The organism is Delftia sp. 60 (assembly GCF_002754395.1).
Lineage (GTDB): Bacteria > Pseudomonadota > Gammaproteobacteria > Burkholderiales > Burkholderiaceae_C > Comamonas > Comamonas acidovorans.
Genome location: NZ_PEFD01000001.1, coordinates 1,915,646 through 1,933,030 on the forward strand (window position 1 = coordinate 1,915,646; position 17,385 = coordinate 1,933,030).

Here is a 17,385-nt window from a genome sequence, read left to right on the forward strand (position 1 = left end):
TTCTTAGAAGGCAGCCTGCCGCGTGGCGCTCGCATTCACGGCGGCGTGCACGAATTCCAGCTTGCGCCTGGCCCCGGCCGAAAGGGCGAACGGATAGGCATCGCCATGGCCCAGGCTGCGGTTGAGGCTGTTGGTCAGCAGCGTCAGCGGCACCCACTGGTCCAGCATGGTGCCGAAGTCCGGCTGTGCATGGACCGCGAAAGGGTCCTGCACGCACAGCGCCGGCTGCGTGCCCGAGCCTGTACTTGTCCCTGAGCCTCCAGGCATGGTGATGCAGGTGCCATAGCTGGCCGCAGTCTCCAGCAGATCCACCATGTGCAGGTAATGGGCCCAGCTTTCGGCCCAGTCTTCCCACGGGTGGGAGGTGGCATAGGCGCTGACGAAGTTGTCGCGCCACTGCTCATCCATCGGGTCGCGCGCATAGTAGTTCTGCAGGGCCTGGCCATAGTCCTGGCGCTCGTCGCCGAACAGGCGGCGGAATTCCTCGATACGGCCTGCGCCCACCACCAGCCTGTCCCAGAAGAAGTGGCCGGATTCATGGCGCAGATGGCCCACCAGTGTCCGGTAGGGCTCGTGCAGGGCCTGGCGGCGCCGGGCACGCTCGGCATCGTCGGCCTCCACCACGTTCAGCGTGATGGTGCCGTTGGCATGGCCGGTCATCACGGGCGCCTGCCCCGGCAGGTCGGCCAGCAGCTCGAAGCGCGGCCCGTCCTCTCCAGGCCGGGGACCCAGGCCCAGGCGGGCCAGCGTGTAGAACAGCTGGCGCTTGGCGGCCTCGATCCGGGTCCAGCGCAGCGCATTGGACGGGTCTGACAGATCGGGCAGCCAGCGTGTCTGGCGGCAGGACTCGCACAGCGCATGGGGATCGTCTGCGGGCAGGGCGAAGTTGCACTGTCCCACGGGACCCCGGTGGCTGCACATCTTGTAGAGCCGGCCTGGCGGCTTGCCGCTCGTCAGCGAGGACAGGCTCTCCCACAGCACGCTGTCCCGCGTGCCGGAAACCGGGCGCAGGCAGGCCACATGCAGTCGCTCGGGCAGGAAGGCCAGGGTGGCGCCGCAGTGCACGCATTGAACGCTGTCGAAGAAGACCGGGTGGCCACAGGCATCGCAGTTGAAGACTCGCATGTCGGTCACTTTACGCCGTATGTCCGGCGCACGGTGGAAAGGGGTCGTACCTGCCGTCGGCTGCAATGGTCGGCAATCCTCGCGGCGGACCGTGCGGCATTTGGAGCCCTGGATGAAAAAAGGCCGGAAGTCTCCGGCCTTGTACTTGGATCAGCCCCCGCAGGGGCCTGCATCAGGGACGAACCACGATGCTGTTGCGCACTTCACGCACGTTCTTGGTGGTGCGGGCGATCTCGGCGGCGCGCGCCTTTTCCGATTCGGACTTGGCAAAGCCCGACAGCTGCACCGTGCCGTTCAGGGTCTCGACGCTGATGGAAGTGGCCGAGACACTCTTGTCCTCTGCCATCTTGGCCTTCACGGCCGTGGTGATGCCGGCGTCATCCACATACGAACCCACGGACTGCTGGTCGCGGGCCACGGAGCAGGCGGTGGTACCGAGCACGGTGGCACCGGCGACGAGAGCGAAAGCGATGGCACGGGTGTACTTTTGCATGATCAGTTCTTTCCTGGACAAGAAGATTGAGAGTAACGGTACTCGAGGGAACTCAGGGGACTCGGCGGCAGCTCACTTGCGCGAGCGGGAACTCATGAAGAACGCGGTGGCCAGGGCAGCGCCCGTGGCCGCAGCCAGCAGGATGGAGCGGCCAGGCTGCTCGATGACGTAGCGCGTGGTGGCTTCCGTGGCCGATTGCAACTGGCGGCGGGCGCGGTCGGAGCTGTCGGCACAGAAGTTGATGCCGCGTGTGGCCAGTTCCTGGGCACGTGCTGCGAGGTCATCGATGACGGGGTTCAGTTCACGCTCGATGGACTGGACACCTTCCTCGGCCTTGTCCAGCGCATTCGCTGCAGTGCGGCGTGTGGTGTTGACGGCTTCCTTGGCGGCATCCGCGACATCCTGGGCAACGTCCTTGGCGGTATCGGCGGCTTTGTTCACGGCTTTCTCGGCTTGGCTCATTGGTTCTATCTCCTCAAAACTGGCATGAATGCGAAAGGCGGTCGGGCTGCCGGGCTGGCTGCCCGCGGTAAGCGGGCTTGGGCTGGCAGGGGGCTGAAGGCGGCGCCGCCGCTACTTCTTGATCAGGCTCATCACAAAGGTGACGACAGCCATGATCACGAAAATATAGAACAGGATCTTGGCGATGCCTACAGCACCTGCCGCAATACCACCAAAACCGAATATGGCGGCTACCAGGGCGATGACGAAGAACACGATGGCGTAGTGCAGCATGTAAAACTCCTTGGGTTGTTCGTTTCCAAGAAACGGCACGGGGCGGATGGGCCAAGTGCTGTTTGCATGGGTTCGACTGTACTGAGCCGCCAAAGGTGTATCTGACGGTGGCCGGCGTGGCATGGCGTCAGGGTTAGGCGGGGGGGTGATGTAGGAATGCTCCGGCTGCACAGGGCTTGTAGCCGCCGCTGGCTGCAGCCATTCAGGAGCGCGCATGGAAAATGGCCCCCACGCTACCCTTGCTGCGCAAGGTCCGCTGCCCCCCGAGGGGGATGCTTTTCATCTTGGGGCGGCCCGGCGATGAAAAAAGCCCCTGGCGCGTGGGCGCGCAGGGGCTTTTGCATGGCGGGTGCTGCCGCTTCAGGCGGTGGCGACCGTACCGGCGCTTTTGTCCGTGGAGATCGGCGCCAGCGGGATGACGGCGGAGATTGCCGTGCCCTTGCCCAGTTCGGACGAGACGGTCAGACGGCCGCCTGCGGCCTCCACGCGGTGGCGCATGCCGGCCAGCCCGTGGGAGTTGGGGCGCATGGCCGAGGTCTCGAAGCCTTCGCCGTCGTCCTGGATCTGCACCGTCACATAGGTCGGATAGTTGTGCACGGAGACCAGGACATGGCTGGCCTTGGCATATTTGCCGATGTTGGTCAGCGACTCCTGGACGATGCGGTAGACCGTGAGCTGGGTGGATTCCGGCAGCTCCACCTGCTCCAGGTTGGCCGTGACTTCGATGCCGCTGCGCTCGCCGAACTCACGCGCCAGGATTTCCAGCGCCGTCGTCAGGCCCAGGTTGGACAGGGAAGAGGGGCGCAGGTCCTCGATGATGCGGCGCTTGAGGGCGATGCCGCTGTTGAGCGTCTCCACCAGATGGCTGACGCGTTCGCCCACGTCCGGCGCGCTGAGGTCGATCTTGGATTTGAGGCGCGCCACGTCGAGCTTGGCCGCCGTCAGCAGCGAGCCCAGCTCGTCGTGCAGTTCGCGCGCCAGGTGTCCGCGCTCGTCCTCGCGCACCTGCTGCAAGTGGTTGGCCAGCTCCGTCAGCGTGGCCGTGCGCTCGCGCACCAGGGCTTCGAGGCGGTTGCGCTCGTCGCGCTGGATCTCCTGCTCGCGCTGGTGGGCCTGCTGCAGCGCGTGGGCCTGGCGCAGGTACATGAAAAAGCCCAGCACGCCCAGGGCCGTGACCGTGGCGATGCCTATGCGTGACAGCGACAGCGTGTGCTCGATGTCCTGCAGGTTCTTGGCCGAGCGCTGGTCTATGCCTGACAGCAGCTTGCCCGTGTAGTCGCGGATGGCGTCCATGTTCTCCATGCCCACGTCGGTGAACATGACGAAGCGCCAGGCCTCCTCGTTGCCCTGGCGGTACAGGCGCAGGCTGAGTTCCATCTCGCTCATCTTGCGTTCGACCTGGCGCGCCAGCGGCGTGAAGATCGCCAGCTCCTGCGGGTCGTAGATGAAGATCTGGCGCAGCTCGTCCATGTTGTAGTTGATGGCCGTGATCGCCTTGCTGTAGGGCTCCAGGTAGCGCTCCTCGCCCGTGAGCAGGTAGCCGCGCAGGCCGGTCTCCGCATCCAGCATCAGCCGCAGCAGCTGGCTGATCTCCGAGCGGGTGTTTTGGGTCTGGGTCATGGCCTCCAGCGCCTTGGTGGAGCGCTTGTAGCTGGCCTCGTTAATGCTCACCAGCAGCACGGCCGCGACGATGGCGAATGCCAGGCTGATCGCAATTCTTCGGAAATTTATCCAACGCATAAGCATCCTCTCACCTACAAGATCTTCGCCGATATTCTGCATAATTCGTGTTATCGGCTGCCGGGGCAGTTCCTGCGCCGGCCGTTACCATATATTGTTTGCACGACCAGCGATCCCGCTGGTCCCCCGAAAAAGAGGTATTCATGATCAGAATTGGCATTGTGGACGACCATGCAATTGTGCGCTCGGGCCTGCGTCAGTTTCTCTCGGAACACGTGGACCTGCGTGTAGTCGGTGAGGCCGCCAATGGCCGCGAGGCCATCGATCTGGTGCGTGCCCACGAGATCGACGTGCTGTTGATGGACCTGTCCATGCCGGGGCAAAGCGGTATCGACGCGCTGGCCATGCTGCGCGCCAAGGCGCCGGACATGGGCATCCTGATCCTGAGCGGCTATCCCGAGGAGCACTACGCGATCAACCTGATCCGCCAGGGCGCCAGCGGCTACCTGAACAAGGAATGCGATCCCCAGGAGATTGCCGAAGCGATCCGCACCGTGGCCCTGGGCCGCCGCTACCTGACGCCGGCCGTGGCCGACCTGCTGGCCCAGCAGCTCAACCGCAAGGATGACGCGCCAGCGCATGAACAGCTGTCAGAGCGTGAGTTCCAGGTCTTCCTCAAGCTCGCGCGTGGCGAAACCGCAGGTGATATTGCAAAGTCGCTTTCACTGAGCGTTAAGACGGTCAGCACCTATCGCACGCGACTCATGGAGAAAATGGGATTGTCTTCCAACAGCGATCTGACGTATTACGCACTGAAGAACAGGCTGATCGATTGATTTTCAGTCAATAGAAAATACGGGCTGCACGATTATCAAGTCGTGCAGCCTTTTTCTTTGGTGAAAAATCAAATGCAGTGCTTTGGGTTCAGGCTGTTTTGAGTTGGTTGAGTGACGCCGCATCGATATTCATGCAATAGTCCATGAGTGCGTCGATTTCATTGGACTTGTCGAAGACGGCATCCACGCCGAGCTGGGCACAGCGGCTGCGGATGTCTGGTGTGGCGTAGTTGCTGAGCACCACGATCTTCTGGTGCGGCTGGCGCTCGCGGCAGGCGGTGAGCACACCCAGGCCGCTGCCCTGGCGCAGGAACAGGTCGACGATGGCGAGATCCCATGCGTCGGGGTTCTGCTGAAGCCAGTCCGTCCCCGCGCTCTCCGTCTCAGCGATGCCCACGGCCTCGACATCGGCCAGTTCTTCGAGCGTGGCGATCAGGTTCTCGCGGATCGTAGGGTTGTCTTCAACAAGATAGGTGCGCAATTTCACGGCTGTATCCAATAGGGACGCGGATGGCAATCGGAGTCCGGTGGAGCCCGGCCTTCATTGTCCTGCGCGACAGCGGGCGATTGTGCCAGTGAGGGATCGGCGTGGGGGTCAGCCGATTCCTACGCCTTGTTACCGCAAACGGGACATTCCGGTACACGAGTGGTTTGCATGCTACTCCAATCCAGGCTGCGGCTGTCGAACATGGTCAGGCGGTTTGTTGCAGGCGTGCCAAATCCCGCGATCAGCTTGAGGGCTTCCGCCGCCTGCAGCGTGCCCATGACGCCTACCACGGGCGCGAAGACGCCCATGGTCGAGCACTGCACTTCCTCGAACTGCGCATCGGGCGGGAACACGCAGGCATAGCAGGCGCAGTTCTCGTCGCGCGGGTCCATGACCATGAGCTGGCCGTCCAGCCGGATGGCCGCCCCCGCCACCAGGGGCACCTTGTGCCGCACGCAGGCCGCGTTGATCATGTGGCGCGTGCGGTAGTTGTCCGTGCAGTCCAGCACCAGGCTGGCCTGGGGCACGAGCTCGTCGAGCAGCGCGTCGTCGGCGCGCTGCTGGCGGCAGTCGATGCGGATGCCGGGGTTGATGGCATGCACGGCCGTGCGTATGGATTCCACCTTGGGCTGGCCCACGCGGTCCGTGGTGTGGGCGATCTGGCGCTGCAGGTTGGTCATGTCCACCGCATCGTCGTCCACCAGGGTGATGCGGCCTATGCCGGCCGAGCCCAGGTACAGCGCGGCGGGCGCGCCCAGGCCGCCTGCGCCGATGATGAGCACATGCGCTGCCAGGATGCGCTCCTGGCCTTCGATGCCGATTTCGTCGAGAAGGATGTGGCGCGAGTAGCGCAGCAGTTGATCGTCGTTCATTCGCGTCTCCAGACGTGAAAAAGCCGGGCGCAAGGCCCGGCTTGGTGCAGGCGCGGACCCGGTCCGCGCCGCGCTGTCAGTTTTCCTTCTTCTCGGGCTCGCGCTCGGTCAGGGTCTTGCTGACCATGACGGGCTGGCCCTTGAGGCGGTTGAGAGCCTGCTGCAGCTGGAAGTCCTTTTCGGTGCCGAACTCGGGCAGGCGGCGCTCGGCCGGCGGCTTCTTGGCTTCCTCTTCCAGGCGCTTGCGGGCTTCCTCGCGGGCCTTCTCGCGCACCTCGTCCTTGACCTCGGCACCCTGTCCGCTGGACAGGTGCTTTTCCAGGTCGGCCTCGCGCATGCGCAGGGCGGCGAACAGGTCACCTTCGGGCGTCTCATCCACCATCACGTCGGGCACGATGCCCTTGGCCTGGATGGACTTGCCGCTGGGCGTGTAGTAGCGCGCCGTGGTCAGCTTCAGGCCCGTATCGGGGCCCAGGGGGCGCACGGTCTGCACGGAGCCCTTGCCGAAGGTCTGGCTGCCCATGATGATGGCGCGCTTGTGGTCCTGCAGTGCGCCGGCCACGATCTCGCTGGCCGAGGCCGAGCCTTCATTGACCAGCACCACCAGCGGCAGCTTCTTGAGCGAGGCGGGCAGGCGCTGCAGCGGGTCTCCCATGCCGCGGCGGGCATAGAAGCTGGGCGATGCCTTGTAGGTTTCCTTGCTCTCGGCCAGTTGGCCGTTGGTGGAGACCACGGTCACATCCGGCGGCAGGAAGGCGGCCGAGATGGCGACGGCAGCGTCCAGCAGGCCGCCCGGGTCGTTGCGCAGGTCCAGCACCAGGCCCTTCATGTTGGGGTCCTGCTTGTACAGTTCCTCGACCTTGCGCACGAAGTCGTCCACCGTGCGTTCCTGGAACTGGCTCAGGCGGATCCAGCCGTAGCCGGGCTCGATCACCTTGCCCTTGACGGACTGCGTCTTGATTTCCTCGCGCGTGATGGTCACGGGAAAGCTGCGGCTTTCATCCTTGCGCAGGATGGTCAGCTGCACCTTGGTGTTGGGCTCGCCGCGCATGCGCTTGACGGCGTCGTTGAGCGACAGGCCCTTGACGGCCGTGTCGTCGATCTTGGTGATCAGGTCGCCGGTCTTGAGGCCGGCGCGGAAGGCGGGGGAGCCTTCGATGGGCGAGACGACCTTGATCAGGCCGTCTTCCTGCGTGATCTCGATGCCCACGCCGACGAAGCGGCCCGAGGTGCCCTCGCGGAATTCCTTGTAGGACTTCTTGTCGAAGTACTGCGAATGCGGATCGAGGCTGGACACCATGCCGGAGATGGCATCGGTGATCAGCTTCTTGTCATCGACCGACTCGACATAGTCGGTCTTGATCAGGCCGAAGACGGCGGACAGCTGCTGGATTTCCTCCAGCGGCAGCGGGGTCATGGCACCGCGGGCCACGGTCTGCAAGGAAACCGTGGTCAGTGCTCCGGCGATTACGCCTACGGAAACCCAGCCGGCAATTTTGATTTTCTGGCCCATATCACCCCTTTAACCGCGTCAATATACACCCGCTTGGAAAGGCAAGCGCCCGCGTGGTTCCCTAAAAACGGCGCAGCAAGCGCAATTTCCGCAGCAGGCGCTCACCTCAAGCGGGCCCGGCTCAGGCCTTGCCCTGTGCGGCCACGGCGGCTGCAGCCTTGGCGGCAGCTTCCGCATCGCCCAGGTAATAGTGGCGAATGGGCTTGAGATCGGCATCCAGCTCATAGACCAGCGGAATGCCATTGGGCACGTTGACGCCGACGATGGCGTCATCCGAGATGCCGTCCAGGTACTTGATCAGCGCGCGGATGGAGTTGCCGTGGGCCGCGACCACGACGCGCTTGCCGGACAGGATGGCGGGCGCGATGGACTCGTTCCAGAACGGCAGCACGCGGGCCACCGTGTCCTTCAGGCATTCGGTCAGCGGCACCTGGCTGGGGTCCAGCTGGGCGTAGCGCACGTCGCTGCGCTCGCTGCGCGGGTCTTGCGGCTCCAGGGCCGGCGGGGGCGTGTCGTAGCTGCGGCGCCACACCAGCACCTGGGCGTCGCCGTATTGCTTGGCCATGTCCGCCTTGTTCAGGCCCTGCAGGCCGCCGTAGTGGCGCTCGTTCAGGCGCCAGCTGTGCTGCACGGGCAGCCAGGTGCGGTCCATTTCGTCCAGCGTGTGCCACAGCGTGCGCGTGGCGCGCTTGAGCACGCTGGTGTAGGCCAGGTCGAAGTCATAGCCCTCGGCCTTGAGCAGGCGGCCGGCGTTCTTGGCCTGTTCGACGCCGGTGGCGGTCAGGTCCACATCGGTCCAGCCGGTGAAGCGGTTTTCGAGGTTCCAGGTGGATTCACCGTGGCGGATCAGCACGAGCTTGTACATGGCGGCTTTCTAAGTCTCTCGATGCGACAAAGCTGGGCTGTCGCGGGGGCAAAAGCCAGCATTCTAGAATTGACAGGTTTGCCAACCCAAGGAATGACGTGAAATTCATCATCGATAACTGGTATTTGATCCTGATCGCGCTGGCTTCCGGCGTGATGCTGCTGCTGCCCCTGGTGCGCGGCGCAGGCGGCGGCTCGCTGACGGCGGCGCAGGCCGTGCAACTGATCAACCGCCAAAAGGCCGTGGTCATCGATGTCTGCGAGCCCGAAGAGTACGCGGCCGCCCATGCCAACGGCGCCAGGAATGTGCCGCTGAGCCAGTTCGAGGAAAAGCTGCCCACCACCGTGAAGAACAAGGCGCTGCCGCTGGTGCTGATCTGCACCAAGGGCAACCGCGCCTCCCGTGCCGAAGGCATTGCGAAGAAGCTGGGCTACGAAAAGGCCCAGGCCCTGGCCGGTGGCCTGAAGGCCTGGCGTGATGCCGGCATGCCGGTTGAAAAGGCCTGAGACGCCCCCATCTGACGGCGATGGAAGCCGCTGCTCCGCGCCCCGGGCGCCAGCCGGCGGCACGCCGCAAACTCGAAGAAAGACGCACATGCAAGCCGTGAAGATGTACACCACCGCTGTCTGCCCCTATTGCATCCGGGCCAAGCAGATCCTCAAGTCCAAGGGCGTGGAGCAGATCGAAGAGATCCGCATCGACACCGATCCGGCCGCGCGCGACGTGATGATGCAGAGCACGGGCCGCCGCACGGTGCCCCAGATCTTCATCGGCGACCACCATGTGGGCGGCTGCGACGACCTGATGGCGCTGGATGCCGACGGTGGCCTGGTGCCCATGCTGCAAAGCTGAAACACGGGCACTGCATAATGCAGGCCCAGGTGCCCGCTGCGCAAGCTCTTGGCAGCGGGCATTTTGTTGGTGATTTTTTTGATGCCCTGGTCACCGCACCAGGGTTTTTTGCCCAGAAAGACTGATTCCATGGCCGAACAGGACACTCCCGTCTTCCAGATCCAGCGCGTCTACCTCAAGGACCTGTCGCTGGAGCAGCCCAATTCGCCCGCCATCCTGCTGGAGCAGGAGCAGCCCAGCGTGGACATCCAGCTTGGCGTCGAGGCGACTCCCGTGGCCGAAGGCATCTACGAAGTGGCCGTGACCGCCACCGTGCAGACCAAGATCCAGGACAAGACCGTTTTCCTGGTCGAGGCCAAGCAGGCCGGCATCTTCGAGATCCGCAACGTGCCCGAAGACCAGATGGGTGGCGTGATCGGCATTGCCTGCCCCCAGATCATCTATCCCTACCTGCGCGGCAACGTGGCTGACGTGGTCACGCGCGCCGGCTTCCCGCCCGTGCACCTGGCCGAGATCAACTTCCAGGCCATGTACGAGCAGCAGCAGGCAGCCGCCCAGGCGGACGGCAACTCGCTGCCGCAGTAAGCCGGTCCATTCCCGGACGATGTGATTTGCGCCCAGGCGCGTCGCGTCGCTGTGGTACAAGAAAAGAGGCCCGAGGGCCTCTTTTTTCATCAACGTCGCTTCTTCAACGTCGAGCAGATATGAACATTGTGGTGATTGGCGCAGGCGCCTGGGGCACGGCGCTGGCGATGAGCGCGGCCTCGCGCGGTGACGGGCGTGTCGTGACCCTTTGGGCGCGCGACGCCGCCCAGGCGCAGGCCATGCACGGCAGCGGCGAGAACGCACGCTACCTGCCGGGCGTGGCACTGCCTGCCGCGCTGCAGGTGGTGCATGGCGAGATCGACGGCCATCTGGCGGCCGCCGACCTGATCGTGATCGGCACGCCCATGGCTGCCCTGCGCGAATGGCTGGGCCGGCTGCAGCATGTGCCCGCACCCGTGGCCTGGCTGTGCAAGGGCTTCGAGGCCGTGCCCGCAGGCGCTTCGGCCGCCGCCCATGGACTGATGGCGCACGAGGTCTGCGCCGAGGTGGCGCCCGATCTGCTGTGCGGCGTGCTCAGCGGCCCCAGCTTTGCGGCCGAGGTGGCACGCCACCAGCCCACGGCCCTGGTGGCGGCCAGCCGCCATGCCCAGGTCAATGACGCCCTGGTGGCCGCCTTCCACGGCGGCGCCATGCGCGTCTATGCCAACGCCGACATCGTGGGCGTGGAAGTGGGCGGCGCCGTGAAGAACGTGCTGGCCATTGCCACCGGCCTGTGCGACGGCCTGCAGCTGGGCCTGAACGCCCGCGCCGCGCTGATCACGCGCGGCCTGGCCGAGATGACGCGACTGGGCCTGGCCCTGGGCGCGCGCACCGAGACCTTCATGGGCCTGTCCGGCCTGGGCGATCTGGTGCTGACGGCCACGGGCGACCTGTCGCGCAACCGCAAGGTGGGCCTGCTGCTGGCCCAGGGCCGCACGCTGGAGCAGGCCGTGGCCTCGCTGGGCCATGTGGCCGAGGGCGTGTACAGCGCACGCACCGTGCTGGCACGCGCGCGGCTGTTGAATGTGGAGATGCCGATCACCGAAACCGTGGTCGAGCTGCTGGACGGCCGGCTGCAGGCCGCCGAGGCCGTGCAGCACCTGATGGCGCGCGATCCGCGCGGCGAGTGATTCTTCGGTGTCCATGAAAAATGGCCCACACGCTTCCCTTGCTGCGCAAGGTCCACTGCCCCCGAGGGGGCCGCTTTTCATCTTGGGGCGGCCCGGCGATGAAAAAGCCCCGGAGCTGGAAGGCCCCGGGGCTTTTTTGCGTCAGAAATCCTGGCGCCTGGCGCGCTACATGCCCAGTTACAGGCCCAGTTACAGGCCCAGTTACAGGCCCAGCTCCAGACCCAGCAGTTCCTCCACCGTCTGGCGGCGGCGGATGAGGCGCGCGCTGTCGCCATCGACCAGCACCTCGGCGGCCAGCGGACGCGTGTTGTAGTTGCTGGACATGGAGCTGCCATAGGCGCCCGTGTCATGGATGACCAGCAGGTCGCCCACCGAGGCGCCTGCCAGCGCGCGCGGCAGCACCACGCCGCCGTCGCCCTGGGTGAACACGTCGCCCGATTCGCACAGCGGGCCGGCGACCACGGCATCGCGCAGGGGCATGGCCTGGCCGTCGCGGCGCAGCACTTCCATGCCGTGCCAGCTGCCGTACATGGAAGGGCGCATCAGCTCGTTGAAGCCCGTGTCGACCAGCACGAAATGGTTGCTGCCCGCGTTCTTGGTGGCGCGCACCTGGCCCAGCAGCACGCCCGACTCGGCCACCAGGAAGCGGCCCGGTTCGATCTCCAGGCCCAGCGCGTGGCCCACGATGGCCTCGGCGTCCTTGCGTGCCGCATCCCACAGGCCGTGGTAGTGGGCGGTGTCGATGGTGGCGTCGCCATCGCGGTAGGGAATGGACAGGCCGCCGCCGGCCGAGATGGCCTGCAGGTCATGGCCTGCCTGGCGGGTGGCGCGCACCAGCTCGACCATGGCGCCGCAGACCTGCTGCAGGTGGCCGTAGTCCACGCCCGAGCCGATGTGCATGTGCAGGCCGGCCAGCTTCAGGCCGCCGTCGCGTATGGCCTGCAGCGCCGCCAGCAGGTCGCTGTGCCAGATGCCGTGCTTGCTGTGCTCGCCGCCCGTGTTGGTCTTGTTGCTGTGGCCGTGGCCGAAGCCGGGGTTGATGCGCAGCCACACGGGATGGCCGGGCGAGGCCTGGGCCAGCTGGTGCAGCATGTCGATGGAGCCGGCGTTCACGGGCACCTTGTGCTCGGCCACGCAGGCCAGCGTGGCCTCGTCCATCACGTCGGCGGTGAACACGATGTCGCTGTGCAGGTCGTCGCCATGGCCGGCCGCGTAGCCGGCGGCCAGCGCGCGCAGGATTTCGCCGCGTGAGACGGCGTCCACCTTCACGCCCTGCTCGCGCATCAGCCGCAGGATGTGGATGTTGGAGCAGGCCTTCTGCGCAAAGCGGATGGTGTCGAAGGCCTTGAGCTGGGCGATGCGCGCGCGGATGGTGGCGGCGTCATAGACCCACAGCGGCGTGCCGTGCTGGTCGGCCAGGGCCCAGAGCTGGGCGGGCGAGAAGGGATTGGACATGGTGTCTCTTTCAGGGGAACTGCAGCGCATGATGGCGGATGGCGGTCATTCAGTCCAATGCTTGTTCTTATGGTGTCTATTTGATTTGGATATGCTTTGGCCATGCAAGACCCCGCGCTGCCGCACACGTCTCCCGAACCCCGCATCTCCCACCGCCACCTGGAGGTGTTTCGCGCGCTCATGCTCAGCGGCAGCGCCACGGGCGCGGCGCAGATGCTGTACAGCTCCCAGCCCACCGTCAGCCGCGAACTGGCGCGCCTGGAAAGCCTGCTGGGCTATGCGCTGTTCGAGCGCGCTCAGGGCCGGCTGCGGCCCACGGCACGCGCCCTGTCGCTGTGGGCCGAGGTGCAGCGCAGCTGGCAGGGGCTGGATCGGGTGGTGGAGCATGCGCTGGCCCTGGGGCGTCCGCACCAGGCGCGCATCAACGTGCTGTGCCTGCCCGCGCTCAGCCATGCGCTGCTGCCCGCAGCGCTGGCGCGGCTGCATGCGGAGCATGGCCCCGTGGCCGTCAGCGTGGCCACGCAGGAGGCGCCGCTGCTGCAGGAGTGGATGGCCGCCCAGCGCTACGACCTGGGCCTGGCCGAACTGGCCGAGGCGCCGCCCGGCACGCGTGCTCTGGCTTTGCCCGCCATGGACGAGGTGGCCGTGCTGCCGGCAGGGCATGCGCTGGCGGCCCGCCCGGTGCTGGAGGCGGGCGACTTTGCGGGGGAGGGCTTCATCAGCCTGGCGCGCGACGACCCCTATCGCCAGCAGATCGATGCCGTGTTCGAGCAGGCCGGCGTGCAGCGCCAGCTGCACCTGGAGACCCACAGCGCCGTGGCGGTCTGCGCCATGGTCCAGCATGGCCTGGGCGTGGCCATCGTCAATCCGCTGACGGCGCGAGTCTGCGCCGGGCCGCAGCTGGTGGTGCGGCCGCTGGCGTTTTCCATTCCCTTCCAGGTCCATGCGCTGCTGCCGCTGCACCGGCCGGCCGTGGCCGAGGTGCAGTGGCTGGTGGACGCGCTCGCCGCCGAGGTGGCCGCGGTCGCTTGAAGTGGGGTGGGCGACTTCAGCGCGCCGCGTCCTTCAGGCTGGCTGCGTTGTCTGCCGCCGGCTCGGGCGGCAGGCCCCACTCCATCCAGTCGTCGCCAAAGATCTCCACCGGGTGCTGTGTGCGGTCCGATCCGTTGCCGCAGGCCAGCTCGTCGCGGGCGCAGTAGCGGTCACATCCCCAGCAGGTGCGCTCGGGATGGGCGGGGTGGATGGGGAATTTCTTGGCCATGGCATCCAGCTTGGACCGCCATGGCCGCCAGGGTTTTGCGCTGGATCAGAATTCCAGGTTGTCGATCAGGCGCGTCTTGCCCAGGCGCGCAGCGCCCAGGGCCACCAGTGGTGCACCGGCCAGTTGCGCGCCCTCGGCGGGGGGCTGCAGGTCACGGCGCAGGCGCACGGTCAGGTAGTCGGGCTCCCAGCCCTGGGCGGCCAGGGATTGCATGGCCCAGGCTTCCAGTTCCGCCAGCGGCGCCTGGCCCGCACGCGCGGCATCGGCCAGTTGCTTGAGCGCCAGCGACAGCGCCATGGCCTGCTGCCGCTCGTCGTCGCTCAGGTAGCCGTTGCGCGAACTCAGCGCCAGGCCGTCGTCGGCGCGCGCAGTGTCTCCGGCCACGATGTTCACGGGCAGGGCGAACTGCTCGACCATGCGGCGGATCACCATCAACTGCTGGTAGTCCTTTTTGCCGAACACGGCCGTTCCGCCGCCGCTGGCGAAGAATACGGCCGAGAACAGCTTCATCACCACGGTGCACACGCCCGTGAAGAAGCCGGGGCGGAAATGGCCTTCGAGGATGTCGGCCAGCTGCGCGTCGGGCTGGATCTTGAAGGTCTGCGGCTCGGGGTAGAGATCGGCTTCGCGCGGGGCGAACAGCAGGTCGCAGCCTTCGGCCTCCAGCTTGGCGCAGTCGGCCTCCCAGGTGCGCGGATAGCTGTCGAAATCCTCGTGCGGCAGGAACTGCAGGCGGTTCACGAAGATGCTGGCCACGGCAATGTCGCCGTGCTGGCGCGCGGCGCGCACCAGGGACAGGTGGCCGTCGTGCAGATTGCCCATGGTGGGCACGAAGGCGGGGCGGCCCTTGCTCGACAGGATGGCGCGCAGGTCGGCGATGGAGTGGACGATTTGCATGGGAAAACCGGGGAACGGGAAAACGGGGAAGCGGGAAGCGGAAAAACGGATCGTGCAGCCTGCCGGACTACCAGGCGTGCTTGCTGTCGTCGGGGAAGCTGCCGTTCTTCACGGCATGCACATAGGCCTCGAAGGCGCCCTTGACGCTGCCCGCATCCGCCATGAAGTTGTGCACGAAGCGGGCCATCTTGCCCAGGTTCACGCCCAGCATGTCGTGCAGCACCAGGACCTGGCCGGCCGTGCCGCTGCCCGCGCCGATGCCGATGGTGTGGCAGTGCGGCAGCTCGGCCGTGAGTTCGCGCGACAGCTGTGCCGGCACCATCTCCAGCACCAGCATGGAGGCGCCTGCATCCTGCAGCTCCAGCGCATGGCGGCGCAGCGTGGCCGCGCCCTCGTCGCTCTTGCCCTGGACGCGGTAGCCGCCCAGCGCATGCACGGTCTGCGGCGTCAGGCCCAGGTGGGCGCAGACGGGCACGCCGCGCTCGACCAGGAACTGCACGGTGGGCGCGGTCCAGCCGCCGCCTTCGAGCTTGACCATATGGGCGCCGGCCTGCATCAGCTCGCAGGCGCTGCGCATGGCCTGCTCGCGGCTTTCGGCGTAGCTGCCATAGGGCATGTCGGCGATCAGCCAGGCCGTGCCCTGCACGCGGTGCAGGCCGCGCGCCACGCTGGCCGTGTGGTAGCACATGTCCTGCAGCGACACGCCCACGGTGCTGTGCAGGCCCTGGCAGACCATGCCCAGCGAATCGCCCACCAAAATGCACTCCACGCCGGCCGCGTCGGCCACGGCCGCGAAGGTGGCGTCATAGGCTGTGACCATGGTGATCTTCTCGCCAGCCTCGCGCATCTGCGCCAGGCGCGGAAGGCTCACGGGGCGGCGCTGGGGCAGCGGCGAGGCGGGAGGGATGGTGCCGTAGGGCGTGCCGGCGGTGACGGGTGCTTGGGTCATGGGGCGCTCGGAGGGGGATGGAATTGCCGCGAGTCTATGCGATGCGCGCGGGGGGCACCTGTCCCTGAGCTGTCCTTTGCTTTTCCGTCACCTTTCGGGCAGGCCACGCCATCGGCGCCACAGCGGAGACAGCAGGGCCACGAGCATGGCCGTGCTGGCTGCCACGGCAGGCGCGCCCATCAGCAGGTCCAGCCAGTGCTGGGTATCCGTCCAAGGGCCTGCGCTGCCGGTGGGTTGGGGCAACAGCAGTCTGGACCACTCATACCAGGCGGCGGCGAGCCATATCAGGGCCAGCGACATGCCCAGGGCCAGCAGGACCGCGCCGGCCCAGGGGCGCTTGAGCACACGGATGCGCAGCCAGGCGACCGATATCAGCGCGGCTGGAAACAGCCCCAGCACATAGAGGCTGGTGATTCCCAGCATCCCGGCCAGCACGCTGCCAAGCAAGGTCAGGACCAGGCATGCGCCCCAGGCCACCAGCTGCATGGCAGGCATCAGGCGCACCAGCACCAGGGCCAAGGCGAGGAAAAAGCCAGCGCTGGCGGCCGCCAGCAACTGGGACATCCTTGGCCATTCGTCGTCGCGGGACCTGTCAGCGCGCCGCAGATGGCTTTCCTGGTAGGTAGGCAGGGCGAGGCCGTAGCGCGCGTGCTTCCATTGCACATGCTGCAGCGTGCTCCACCGAATGTCGAACCTCTCCAGCGGGATGAGCCACTTGCGGTTGCTCTGGGACAGATAGACATCAAAGCATTTGCGCGGATCCGGCTCCAGATCCGAGGGACTGTTTCGCCCCAGGATCGGTTGGCAGTCGGAATCCTGTGCCCTGGATGTCTTCTCGCCATTCCCTGGCTGCGGGTTCGCGGCCAGGTAGGCGCGCCATTCCTCGGCCAGGGGGATTGCAGCGCGCTGCGGTAGCTGGCCAGCAGGTGCTCAGCCTGGTCCTGGGCGGAGCTGGCAGACTGGCGCACATAGCCTCTGGCCTGCAATGGCTGGCCGTAGCGCTCCAGCGTCGCGGCAATCGCGGCCTGGTCTCCGCGCATCAACCAGACCAGGGCCTGGATGCTCGGGTACTTCGCCGGATCGACCTCTTCCTCGCGCAGCACACGTATCCATTCCACGAGCATGGCCGCCTGGCGTGGCGCGACAAGCGCCTCCAGGGCTGCGACTTGCTCGACAGTCTGTATCTGTGCACTGACATCCGTATCCGACCATTGGCGCTGAATCCGCATTTCATAGATGGGCGAAAAGGCGATCGCAGGCGCGAACAATAGCGATAGGAACAAGGCTCCCCACAGGTACTCCCACCACAGGCCCCAGCGGCCCACGGGGGCGTGTTCGCGCCAGCGGTTGTGGATGCGCACGCGCAGCAACCACCACAGCGCCAGGCCGATTGCCACGATCCAGGCCACGACGGAGCCGATGTCCAGTGCCAATTGCTCGGGCGTTTGCTGTGCCGTGGACGCAACGCCGGGCAGGGAGCCCATCCAGCGCGCGGGTTCGGCCATCCATTGCATCCAAACGCCGAGCACCAGCACGCACCACAGCAGCGCCAGCGGCAGATACCAGTGCAGGCGCAGCTGCCACAGCAGGGGGCAGCGCATCAGCACCCATTGGTCCCAGCGGTTCGTCATATCGGAAAAACGTGGCATG

At 66.2% G+C, this 17,385-nt stretch carries 21 protein-coding genes; 6 read left to right on the forward strand and 15 right to left on the reverse strand.

Going from position 1 to position 17,385, the window contains the following annotated elements; translation table 11 throughout:
* Window positions 1-3: 3 nt before the first annotated feature.
* From CLV01_RS08625 to CLV01_RS08645, 5 genes are all read right to left on the reverse strand, one after another.
* Window positions 4-1,125: a zinc-binding metallopeptidase family protein gene (locus CLV01_RS08625; RefSeq protein WP_071957054.1), complete on the reverse strand. Its 1,122-nt coding sequence runs from the start codon at window positions 1,123-1,125 to the stop codon at window positions 4-6.
* A 172-nt stretch (window positions 1,126-1,297) separates the two neighbouring features.
* Complete coding sequence (locus CLV01_RS08630; RefSeq protein WP_013803932.1) at window positions 1,298-1,618, reverse strand: BON domain-containing protein; 321 nt, start codon at window positions 1,616-1,618, stop codon at window positions 1,298-1,300.
* 72 nt (window positions 1,619-1,690) lie between these two features.
* Entirely contained in the window at window positions 1,691-2,080 is a 390-nt protein-coding gene (locus tag CLV01_RS08635; protein ID WP_013803931.1) for a hypothetical protein, read from the reverse strand.
* Between the two features lie 111 nt (window positions 2,081-2,191).
* Window positions 2,192-2,353 (reverse strand): DUF1328 domain-containing protein, encoded by a 162-nt coding sequence (locus CLV01_RS08640; RefSeq protein ID WP_013803930.1) that lies wholly within the window; start codon window positions 2,351-2,353, stop codon window positions 2,192-2,194.
* A gap of 360 nt (window positions 2,354-2,713) precedes the next feature.
* Window positions 2,714-4,093 (reverse strand): sensor histidine kinase, encoded by a 1,380-nt coding sequence (locus CLV01_RS08645; RefSeq protein WP_013803929.1) that lies wholly within the window; start codon window positions 4,091-4,093, stop codon window positions 2,714-2,716.
* Between the two features lie 143 nt (window positions 4,094-4,236).
* Between CLV01_RS08645 and CLV01_RS08650 the strand changes: the two genes are divergently transcribed.
* Complete coding sequence (locus tag CLV01_RS08650) at window positions 4,237-4,869, forward strand: response regulator (protein WP_012203736.1); 633 nt, start codon at window positions 4,237-4,239, stop codon at window positions 4,867-4,869.
* Between the two features lie 88 nt (window positions 4,870-4,957).
* Here the strand turns inward: CLV01_RS08650 and CLV01_RS08655 are convergent, their stop codons facing one another.
* The 4 genes from CLV01_RS08655 to gpmA all read right to left on the reverse strand — a co-directional run bounded on the left by CLV01_RS08655 (window position 4,958) and on the right by gpmA (window position 8,606).
* Entirely contained in the window at window positions 4,958-5,356 is a 399-nt protein-coding gene (locus tag CLV01_RS08655) for a response regulator (protein ID WP_013803928.1), read from the reverse strand.
* Between the two features lie 119 nt (window positions 5,357-5,475).
* Window positions 5,476-6,228 (reverse strand): HesA/MoeB/ThiF family protein, encoded by a 753-nt coding sequence (locus tag CLV01_RS08660; protein ID WP_012203738.1) that lies wholly within the window; start codon window positions 6,226-6,228, stop codon window positions 5,476-5,478.
* 76 nt (window positions 6,229-6,304) lie between these two features.
* Complete coding sequence (locus tag CLV01_RS08665) at window positions 6,305-7,741, reverse strand: S41 family peptidase (protein WP_013803927.1); 1,437 nt, start codon at window positions 7,739-7,741, stop codon at window positions 6,305-6,307.
* Window positions 7,742-7,862: 121 nt separating this feature from the next.
* Window positions 7,863-8,606, reverse strand: a complete 744-nt coding sequence (gpmA, locus tag CLV01_RS08670) for a 2,3-diphosphoglycerate-dependent phosphoglycerate mutase (protein WP_034390756.1) — start codon at window positions 8,604-8,606, stop codon at window positions 7,863-7,865.
* A gap of 98 nt (window positions 8,607-8,704) precedes the next feature.
* Here gpmA and CLV01_RS08675 point away from each other — a divergent pair, with 98 nt between their 5' ends.
* From CLV01_RS08675 to CLV01_RS08690, 4 genes are all read left to right on the forward strand, one after another.
* Window positions 8,705-9,112 carry a rhodanese-like domain-containing protein gene (locus CLV01_RS08675; protein ID WP_097203321.1) on the forward strand — a complete coding sequence of 136 codons (408 nt, stop codon included), beginning with the start codon at window positions 8,705-8,707 and terminating at the stop codon, window positions 9,110-9,112.
* A gap of 88 nt (window positions 9,113-9,200) precedes the next feature.
* Window positions 9,201-9,458, forward strand: a complete 258-nt coding sequence (gene grxC / locus CLV01_RS08680) for a glutaredoxin 3 (RefSeq protein WP_016449064.1) — start codon at window positions 9,201-9,203, stop codon at window positions 9,456-9,458.
* 129 nt (window positions 9,459-9,587) lie between these two features.
* Complete coding sequence (secB, locus tag CLV01_RS08685; protein WP_013803924.1) at window positions 9,588-10,043, forward strand: protein-export chaperone SecB; 456 nt, start codon at window positions 9,588-9,590, stop codon at window positions 10,041-10,043.
* A 119-nt stretch (window positions 10,044-10,162) separates the two neighbouring features.
* Window positions 10,163-11,173, forward strand: a complete 1,011-nt coding sequence (locus CLV01_RS08690) for an NAD(P)H-dependent glycerol-3-phosphate dehydrogenase (RefSeq protein WP_013803923.1) — start codon at window positions 10,163-10,165, stop codon at window positions 11,171-11,173.
* A 201-nt stretch (window positions 11,174-11,374) separates the two neighbouring features.
* Here the strand turns inward: CLV01_RS08690 and lysA are convergent, their stop codons facing one another.
* Window positions 11,375-12,628, reverse strand: a complete 1,254-nt coding sequence (gene lysA / locus CLV01_RS08695) for a diaminopimelate decarboxylase (RefSeq protein WP_061288232.1) — start codon at window positions 12,626-12,628, stop codon at window positions 11,375-11,377.
* A gap of 102 nt (window positions 12,629-12,730) precedes the next feature.
* On the opposite strand from lysA, the gene CLV01_RS08700 reads away from it, so the two are divergent.
* Window positions 12,731-13,660, forward strand: a complete 930-nt coding sequence (locus CLV01_RS08700) for a LysR family transcriptional regulator (protein ID WP_099734529.1) — start codon at window positions 12,731-12,733, stop codon at window positions 13,658-13,660.
* A gap of 16 nt (window positions 13,661-13,676) precedes the next feature.
* Here CLV01_RS08700 and CLV01_RS08705 read toward each other — a convergent pair whose 3' ends face one another.
* The 5 genes from CLV01_RS08705 to CLV01_RS08720 form a co-directional block, all read right to left on the reverse strand.
* A complete protein-coding gene (locus tag CLV01_RS08705) occupies window positions 13,677-13,889 on the reverse strand; it encodes a DUF3079 domain-containing protein (protein ID WP_099734528.1) in 213 nt (70 codons plus the stop codon).
* Window positions 13,890-13,934: 45 nt separating this feature from the next.
* Complete coding sequence (gene panC, locus CLV01_RS08710; RefSeq protein ID WP_012203748.1) at window positions 13,935-14,786, reverse strand: pantoate--beta-alanine ligase; 852 nt, start codon at window positions 14,784-14,786, stop codon at window positions 13,935-13,937.
* A 67-nt stretch (window positions 14,787-14,853) separates the two neighbouring features.
* Window positions 14,854-15,735: a 3-methyl-2-oxobutanoate hydroxymethyltransferase gene (panB, locus tag CLV01_RS08715; protein WP_012203749.1), complete on the reverse strand. Its 882-nt coding sequence runs from the start codon at window positions 15,733-15,735 to the stop codon at window positions 14,854-14,856.
* An 87-nt stretch (window positions 15,736-15,822) separates the two neighbouring features.
* A complete protein-coding gene (locus tag CLV01_RS29465; protein ID WP_257221238.1) occupies window positions 15,823-16,299 on the reverse strand; it encodes a hypothetical protein in 477 nt (158 codons plus the stop codon).
* The gene (locus tag CLV01_RS08720; protein ID WP_257221239.1) at window positions 16,230-17,384 is read right to left on the reverse strand and encodes a hypothetical protein; all 1,155 of its coding nucleotides are present in this window, start codon (window positions 17,382-17,384) and stop codon (window positions 16,230-16,232) included. Before CLV01_RS08720 ends, CLV01_RS29465 begins: the two co-directional genes overlap by 70 nt.
* Between the last annotated feature and the right edge of the window lies 1 nt (window position 17,385).

Excerpts from the sequence above, each read along its gene's own strand:
- CLV01_RS08625 (WP_071957054.1), bottom strand. The coding sequence starts at position 1,125 with ATGCGAGTCTTCAACTGCGATGCCTGTGGCCACCCGGTCTTCTTCGAC.
- CLV01_RS08630 (WP_013803932.1), bottom strand. The coding sequence starts at position 1,618 with ATGCAAAAGTACACCCGTGCCATCGCTTTCGCTCTCGTCGCCGGTGCC.
- CLV01_RS08635 (WP_013803931.1), bottom strand. The coding sequence starts at position 2,080 with ATGAGCCAAGCCGAGAAAGCCGTGAACAAAGCCGCCGATACCGCCAAG.
- CLV01_RS08640 (WP_013803930.1), bottom strand. The coding sequence starts at position 2,353 with ATGCTGCACTACGCCATCGTGTTCTTCGTCATCGCCCTGGTAGCCGCC.
- CLV01_RS08645 (WP_013803929.1), bottom strand. The coding sequence starts at position 4,093 with ATGCGTTGGATAAATTTCCGAAGAATTGCGATCAGCCTGGCATTCGCC.
- CLV01_RS08650 (WP_012203736.1), top strand. The coding sequence starts at position 4,237 with ATGATCAGAATTGGCATTGTGGACGACCATGCAATTGTGCGCTCGGGC.
- CLV01_RS08660 (WP_012203738.1), bottom strand. The coding sequence starts at position 6,228 with ATGAACGACGATCAACTGCTGCGCTACTCGCGCCACATCCTTCTCGAC.
- CLV01_RS08665 (WP_013803927.1), bottom strand. The coding sequence starts at position 7,741 with ATGGGCCAGAAAATCAAAATTGCCGGCTGGGTTTCCGTAGGCGTAATC.
- gpmA (WP_034390756.1), bottom strand. The coding sequence starts at position 8,606 with ATGTACAAGCTCGTGCTGATCCGCCACGGTGAATCCACCTGGAACCTC.
- grxC (WP_016449064.1), top strand. The coding sequence starts at position 9,201 with ATGCAAGCCGTGAAGATGTACACCACCGCTGTCTGCCCCTATTGCATC.
- secB (WP_013803924.1), top strand. The coding sequence starts at position 9,588 with ATGGCCGAACAGGACACTCCCGTCTTCCAGATCCAGCGCGTCTACCTC.
- CLV01_RS08690 (WP_013803923.1), top strand. The coding sequence starts at position 10,163 with ATGAACATTGTGGTGATTGGCGCAGGCGCCTGGGGCACGGCGCTGGCG.
- lysA (WP_061288232.1), bottom strand. The coding sequence starts at position 12,628 with ATGTCCAATCCCTTCTCGCCCGCCCAGCTCTGGGCCCTGGCCGACCAG.
- CLV01_RS08700 (WP_099734529.1), top strand. The coding sequence starts at position 12,731 with ATGCAAGACCCCGCGCTGCCGCACACGTCTCCCGAACCCCGCATCTCC.
- CLV01_RS08705 (WP_099734528.1), bottom strand. The coding sequence starts at position 13,889 with ATGGCCAAGAAATTCCCCATCCACCCCGCCCATCCCGAGCGCACCTGC.
- panC (WP_012203748.1), bottom strand. The coding sequence starts at position 14,786 with ATGCAAATCGTCCACTCCATCGCCGACCTGCGCGCCATCCTGTCGAGC.
- panB (WP_012203749.1), bottom strand. The coding sequence starts at position 15,735 with ATGACCCAAGCACCCGTCACCGCCGGCACGCCCTACGGCACCATCCCT.
- CLV01_RS29465 (WP_257221238.1), bottom strand. The coding sequence starts at position 16,299 with ATGTCCCAGTTGCTGGCGGCCGCCAGCGCTGGCTTTTTCCTCGCCTTG.
- CLV01_RS08720 (WP_257221239.1), bottom strand. The coding sequence starts at position 17,384 with ATGCCACGTTTTTCCGATATGACGAACCGCTGGGACCAATGGGTGCTG.